The 2,611-nt window shown below is 50.3% G+C and carries 1 protein-coding gene; it reads left to right on the top strand.

Annotated features, from left to right (window positions below; all coding sequences use genetic code 11):
- Positions 1-2,611: DUF4394 domain-containing protein (locus C7B77_RS27855; RefSeq protein ID WP_146138571.1), on the top strand; the 2,611-nt coding region annotated here is incomplete at both ends.

The following is a 2,611-nucleotide window of genomic DNA, read 5'->3' as shown; positions in this document are numbered from 1 at the left end:
CCCTGTGACAGGGATAGATGGTTCGCTGCTCGGCATCGATACGCGTCCGGCGAACGGTCTGATTTATGGAATTACAACCGCCAACACAATTTATACGATCGATCCCAACACGGGCATTGCCACTAAAGTCAGTACTCTGAGCGTCCCATTTACCGCCACATCAGTATCGGGATTCGATTTTAACCCAGCCGCCGACAGGTTGCGCTTAGTCGGGGACAACGACCAAAATTTTCGGATTAATGTGGATACCGGAGCGGTGACTGTCGATAGCAATCTCGCTTTTGCTGCGGGTGATGTCAATGCTGGCGATAACCCGAATATTACCGCCGCCGCTTATACTAATTCTTTTGCTGGGACGACTGCGACCCAACTTTACAATATTGACGACTTACAGGATGTTCTCGTCCTGCAAAATCCGCCGAATAACGGTACCCTGACAACAGTTGGCAATTTGGGTGCCGATTTTAGCTCCTCGAGCGGGTTCGATATTATCTCGCCCTCGCTAAATAACAATGCCGCCTTTGCCACTTCCAACGGTAAATTGTACTCGATCGACCTAGCTACGGGATCTGCAACTAATCTAGGCGCAATTGGTGCGGGTTCTAGCCAACTCTTCAAGGGATTGGTTGCCACAGCAACTCCAGACATCGATCCGATCTCGGTCAATTCTCAGTTTTTGGCACTAACCAACGATAACAAGCTCATTTCCTTCAACCCCAGCAGCCCCAACCGGACAACTACCACTGCGATCGTGGGTGTCGATGCGCCGCTACTAGGCATCGATACGCGTCCGGCGAATGGTCTGGTTTATGGGATTACGACCGCAAACACGATTTATACAATTAATCCGAATACAGGCGTTGCCACTAAAGTTAGCACTCTGAGCACCCCATTTACTGGCACCTCAGTATCGGGATTCGATTTTAATCCAGCCGCCGACAGGTTGCGTTTAGTCGGAGATAACGACCAAAATTTCCGCATCAATGTCGATACTGGAGCGGTAACTGTCGATAGCAATCTCGCTTTTGCGACGGGGGATGTCAATGCTGGCAAAAATCCCACGATTACGGCAGCAGCGTACACTAATTCCTTTGCCGGAACGACTTCAACTCAACTCTACGATATCGATGCCGCTCTCGATGTCCTCACTTTGCAAAACCCGCCCAATAACGGCACCTTAACCACGATCGGCAATCTGGGTATCGACTTAGATGCTGTGGCTGGTTTCGATATTATTTCTGGTAGTAATGGCAGTAATGCCGCCTTTGCGATCTCCAACTCGATCTTGTATAGCATCGACCTCTTAACAGGTAAAGCTACTAATTCAGGGGCGATTTTGTCATCGTCCGCTGATACCTCTAAATTACGCGGGCTAACAGCGGTGAGTAGCTCCAAGATTGTCAATCCGATCGCGACTAACTCCCGATTCCTCGCCCTATCTAATGCCAATACGCTCGCTTCTTTTAATCCTGGCAATCCTCGCGCGGTGAGATCGATCGCGGTAACTGGTCTCAAAAGTGGCGAAATCTTACTGGGTATCGATACCCGTCCAGCCAACGGCTTAATTTACGGACTCACTAGTGCCAGTAACCTGTACACGCTCGATCCTAACAGCGGTGCCGCATCCTTGGTGAGCACCTTAAGTCAGCCGTTTACGGGCACGAGCGTTACTGGATTTGACTTTAACCCCGTTGCCGATCGCTTGCGCTTACTCGGAGACAACGACCAAAGTTTGCGGATTAATGTGGATACAGGCGCGGTAACTGTCGATGGCAATCTCGCTTATGCAACGGGTGATGCTAATTTTGGTGCCAATCCAGCAGTATCGGCAGCGGCATATACCAACGCGATCGCTAGTCCCACCTCCACTCAGCTTTTCGATATCGATACCAACCTGGATGTGCTCACTTTACAGAATCCACCCAATAGCGGCACGTTAACCACAATTGGTGCGCTGGGAGCTGACTTTGGTAGCTTCAGCGGCTTCGACATTATCTCTACCGCTGAGGGCACGAATGCCGCCTTTGCCGTCTCCAATTCCACCCTCTACAGCATCGATCTCCAAACGGGTGCCGCCGCAAATCTCGGCACGATCGGCTCTGATGGGAAAACTTATCAAGGACTCGCCACCGTTGCTAATGCGAATATCGCGCCTACAGTCGTATCGGTAACTCCCAACAATACGGAAAGTTCGGCGATTTACGATATTACTGGCGCGAACCGAGTTGCCGTCACTTTAGACAACAATCCATCTGTAGCTTCTAGTGCCGCCTTCGATAACTTTGTCGGCTTGTATGAAGTCGCCGATAGCTTGGGGGGGATCGATGCTAATGGCGATGGCATCGTCGAACTGCTACCTGGAGATGCTGCCTATGCCCGAGCGGCGATCGCCAATCGGGTGAATAACGTCAATATCCGTGCTGGTGGCAACGCCAGTAACGATACCACTCCGACGAATTTTGGCAATGTTTTCTTGACAGGGGGCAAATTCTATGCTCCATTCGTCATTGCCAATCTGGGCAACTTAACTCCCGAAGAATTTTTAGCGCAGAATCCTAACAACCAAGCAGCTACTAAAATTGACGATCGAGTAGCTTATTTTGGCATTAGT

Source organism: Chamaesiphon polymorphus CCALA 037 (assembly GCF_003003845.1).
In the GTDB taxonomy this organism is placed as follows: Bacteria; Cyanobacteriota; Cyanobacteriia; order Cyanobacteriales; family Chamaesiphonaceae; genus Chamaesiphon; species Chamaesiphon polymorphus.
Note: the sequence above shows the minus strand (reverse complement) of the source record. Positions and strands in the feature narration are given on the sequence as shown.